Raw genomic sequence first — 4,836 nt, 5'->3', positions numbered from 1 at the left:
AAACAATACAAGTAGTACAAGAAAAAATAGAACCGTCAATGCTTGTTGGATACATAGCAGTATGTATCTGATGACAGGTATTAATGAAGTCAATAAATTGTACGGCATCCTGAACAGAGCAAATACCATTCTTTCATAGGAATGATAACAATACTTTTACAATGAAGAGTTTGATCCTGGCTCAGGATGAACGCTAGCTACAGGCTTAACACATGCAAGTCGAGGGGCAGCATTCCAGTTTGCTTGCAAACTGGAGATGGCGACCGGCGCACGGGTGAGTAACACGTATCCAACCTGCCGATAACTCGGGGATAGCCTTTCGAAAGAAAGATTAATACCCGATGGCATAATAGAACCGCATGGTTTGATTATTAAAGAATTTCGGTTATCGATGGGGATGCGTTCCATTAGGCAGTTGGTGGGGTAACGGCCCACCAAACCTTCGATGGATAGGGGTTCTGAGAGGAAGGTCCCCCACATTGGAACTGAGACACGGTCCAAACTCCTACGGGAGGCAGCAGTGAGGAATATTGGTCAATGGACGAGAGTCTGAACCAGCCAAGTAGCGTGAAGGATGACTGCCCTATGGGTTGTAAACTTCTTTTATATGGGAATAAAGTGGTCCACGTGTGGATTTTTGTATGTACCATATGAATAAGGATCGGCTAACTCCGTGCCAGCAGCCGCGGTAATACGGAGGATCCGAGCGTTATCCGGATTTATTGGGTTTAAAGGGAGCGTAGGTGGACAGTTAAGTCAGTTGTGAAAGTTTGCGGCTCAACCGTAAAATTGCAGTTGATACTGGCTGTCTTGAGTACAGTAGAGGTGGGCGGAATTCGTGGTGTAGCGGTGAAATGCTTAGATATCACGAAGAACTCCGATTGCGAAGGCAGCTCACTGGACTGCAACTGACACTGATGCTCGAAAGTGTGGGTATCAAACAGGATTAGATACCCTGGTAGTCCACACAGTAAACGATGAATACTCGCTGTTTGCGATATACAGTAAGCGGCCAAGCGAAAGCATTAAGTATTCCACCTGGGGAGTACGCCGGCAACGGTGAAACTCAAAGGAATTGACGGGGGCCCGCACAAGCGGAGGAACATGTGGTTTAATTCGATGATACGCGAGGAACCTTACCCGGGCTTAAATTGCATTTGAATATATTGGAAACAGTATAGTCGTAAGACAAATGTGAAGGTGCTGCATGGTTGTCGTCAGCTCGTGCCGTGAGGTGTCGGCTTAAGTGCCATAACGAGCGCAACCCTTATCTTCAGTTACTAACAGGTCATGCTGAGGACTCTGGAGAGACTGCCGTCGTAAGATGTGAGGAAGGTGGGGATGACGTCAAATCAGCACGGCCCTTACGTCCGGGGCTACACACGTGTTACAATGGGGGGTACAGAAGGCCGCTACCTGGTGACAGGATGCTAATCCCAAAAGCCTCTCTCAGTTCGGATCGAAGTCTGCAACCCGACTTCGTGAAGCTGGATTCGCTAGTAATCGCGCATCAGCCATGGCGCGGTGAATACGTTCCCGGGCCTTGTACACACCGCCCGTCAAGCCATGAAAGCCGGGGGTACCTGAAGTACGTAACCGCAAGGAGCGTCCTAGGGTAAAACTGGTAATTGGGGCTAAGTCGTAACAAGGTAGCCGTACCGGAAGGTGCGGCTGGAACACCTCCTTTCTGGAGCGATGCCGTTACAATGACTTTCATCGGTTCTATAATTGTACTACTGGTACTTGTTTATTTATAACATATAGATCAACCATCTATAGAAGTATAGATAGAGATAAACAAGAGAAATAAAGAAGCCGAGTCTAACATATCAGGTAGACAAGGTTGAACTAGTCCTATAGCTCAGTTGGTTAGAGCGCTACACTGATAATGTAGAGGTCGGCAGTTCAACTCTGCCTGGGACTACTCCGAACAAAAGTTGTCTGTTTTCATTGTCCATTGTCAATTGTAACAGTCAATAACTCTTGGGGGATTAGCTCAGCTGGCTAGAGCATCTGCCTTGCACGCAGAGGGTCAACGGTTCGAATCCGTTATTCTCCACCATCTCTGAACAAGAGAAACGATCTTTGACATGATGTACAAAAAGTAAAATTTAGTAAAGAGCTAAAAGTATATATCGAACCGTACGTAACAGATATGGTACATGGCTGTTGAGAATGCAGAAGCATTTTCGAAATTCCATTCTCCATCATCGGTTAAGTAAGTTTGAAAGAAAGTAAGCAAGGGCGCATGGCGGATGCCTTGGCTCTCGGAGGCGATGAAGGACGTGATAAGCTGCGATAAGCTCTGGGTAGGTGCAAATAACCTTTGATCCAGAGATTTCCGAATGGGACAACCCGGCATTCTGAAGGAATGTCATCCATCTTTGATGGAGGCTAACGCAGGGAACTGAAACATCTTAGTACCTGCAGGAAAAGAAAATAATAATGATTCCCCTAGTAGTGGCGAGCGAACGGGGAACAGCCCAAACCACCCATGTTACGGCATGTGTGGGGTTGTAGGACCACGATATCGCAAGACATCTGATGAATAGAATCCTCTGGAAAGTGGAACCATAGACGGTGATAGTCCTGTATATGAAGTCAGATTAAGCGTAGTGGTATCCTGAGTAGCGCGGGACACGAGAAATCTTGCGTGAATCTGCCGGGACCATCCGGTAAGGCTAAATACTCCCGAGAGACCGATAGCGAACCAGTACTGTGAAGGAAAGGTGAAAAGCACTTCGAACAGAAGAGTGAAATAGTCCCTGAAACCGTGCGCCTACAAGCGGTCGGAGCTGCGTAAGCAGTGACGGCGTGCCTTTTGCATAATGAACCTACGAGTTACTTTTTCCGGCAAGGTTAAGCATCTTGAGATGTGCAGCCGAAGCGAAAGCGAGTCTGAACAGGGCGTCGAGTCGGAAGGAGTAGACGCGAAACCAAGTGATCTACCCTTGGTCAGGTTGAAGGTTAGGTAACACTAACTGGAGGACCGAACCGATAAGCGTTGAAAAGCTTCCGGATGAACTGAGGGTGGGGGTGAAAGGCTAATCAAACTTGGAGATAGCTCGTACTCCCCGAAATGCATTTAGGTGCAGCCTTGTGAGTTACTAATGTGAGGTAGAGCGACTGATAAGATGCGAGGGCTTCACCGCCTATCAAGTCTTGATAAACTCCGAATGCGCATTAGTTCTATCACAGGAGTGAGGGCATGGGTGCTAAGGTCCATGTCCTAAAGGAGAAGAATCCAGACCATCAGCTAAGGTCCCGAAATAAACACTAAGTTGAACTAACGAAGTCAGATTGCTAAGACAGCTAGGATGTTGGCTTGGAAGCAGCCATTCATTTAAAGAGTGCGTAACAGCTCACTAGTCGAGGAGTTTGGCGTGGATAATAATCGGGCATCAAGTGTTTTACCGAAGCTATGGGGTCAGTAATGATCGGTAGGGGAGCATTCCACTCAGCGTCGAAGGTGAAGCGTGAGCTTTGCTGGAGCGTGTGGAAAAGCAAATGTAGGTATAAGTAACGATAAAGGGGGTGAGAAACCCCCTCGCCGAAAGACTAAGGTTTCCTGATCAACGCTAATCGGATCAGGGTTAGTCGGGTCCTAAGGCTCAGCCGAACGGTGAGGCCGATGGCAGAACAGGTTAATATTCCTGTACTACCTTAAGGAGTGACGTGGAGACGGAGGCGTGACAGCGCCGCGGACTGACGGAATAGTCCGTTGAAGGGTGTAGATGCTGATCATCCCAGGCAAATCCGGGATAAGAGTCGAACCTGATAGTATGGAGCGTTCTTCGGAACAATCCAATAGTGCGTGTAATCATACTCCCAAGAAAATCCGCTAAACTTAATCCTTAAGGTACCCGTACCGCAAACGGACACACGTAGTCGGGTTGAATATACTAAGGCGCTTGAGTGATTCACGGTTAAGGAACTAGGCAAATTGACCCTGTAACTTCGGGATAAAGGGTCCCAACGAGAGTTGGGCGCAGAGAATAGGTCCAGGCAACTGTTTAACAAAAACACAGGGCTGTGCGAAATTGAAAGATAATGTATACAGCCTGACACCTGCCCGGTGCTGGAAGGTTAAGAGGAGATGTCATCGCAAGAGAAGCATTGAATTGAAGCCCCAGTAAACGGCGGCCGTAACTATAACGGTCCTAAGGTAGCGAAATTCCTTGTCGGGTAAGTTCCGACCTGCACGAATGGTGTAATGATCTGGACACTGTCTCAACCGTGAGCTCAGTGAAATTGTAGTATCGGTGAAGATGCCGATTACCCGCGATGGGACGAAAAGACCCCGTGAACCTTTACTATAGCTTAACATTGAATTTGGGTAATTGATGTGTAGGATAGGCCGGAGACTTTGAAGCGCAGACGCCAGTTTGTGTGGAGTCGCTGTTGAAATACGGCCCTTTGATTATTTGAGTTCTAACTCGTAGTTGCGAGGACACTGTTTGGTGGGTAGTTTGACTGGGGTGGTCGCCTCCAAAATAGTAACGGAGGCTTCTAAAGGTGCCCTCAGGACGATTGGTAACCGTCCGCAGAGTGTAATGGCATAAGGGCGCTTGACTGGGAGACTTACAAGTCGATCAGGTAGGAAACTAGAGCATAGTGATCCGGTGTTTCCGTATGGAAGGGACATCGCTCAAAGGATAAAAGGTACTCCGGGGATAACAGGCTGATCCCTCCCAAGAGCTCATATCGACGGAGGGGTTTGGCACCTCGATGTCGGCTCGTCACATCCTGGGGCTGGAGAAGGTCCCAAGGGTTGGGCTGTTCGCCCATTAAAGTGGCACGCGAGCTGGGTTCAGAACGTCGTGAGACAGTTCGGTC

At 48.1% G+C, this 4,836-nt stretch carries 2 tRNA genes and 2 rRNA genes; all 4 read left to right on the top strand.

From position 1 onward, the window contains the following. Positions 1–158 precede the first annotated feature (158 nt). A 16S ribosomal RNA gene (locus tag I2A66_RS16500) occupies positions 159–1,687 on the top strand. Between the two features lie 163 nt (positions 1,688–1,850). Beyond that, positions 1,851–1,924, top strand: a tRNA-Ile gene (locus tag I2A66_RS16495). Positions 1,925–1,985: 61 nt separating this feature from the next. Continuing rightward, positions 1,986–2,062 (top strand) — tRNA-Ala (locus I2A66_RS16490). A 166-nt stretch (positions 2,063–2,228) separates the two neighbouring features. Beyond that, positions 2,229–4,836 (top strand): 23S ribosomal RNA (locus I2A66_RS16485); the annotation flags it as partial.

The organism is Romboutsia sp. 1001713B170207_170306_H8 (genome assembly GCF_015550495.1).
Lineage (GTDB): Bacteria > Bacillota > Clostridia > Peptostreptococcales > Peptostreptococcaceae > Romboutsia_E.
This window is presented reverse-complemented; position numbering and strand designations above follow the sequence as displayed.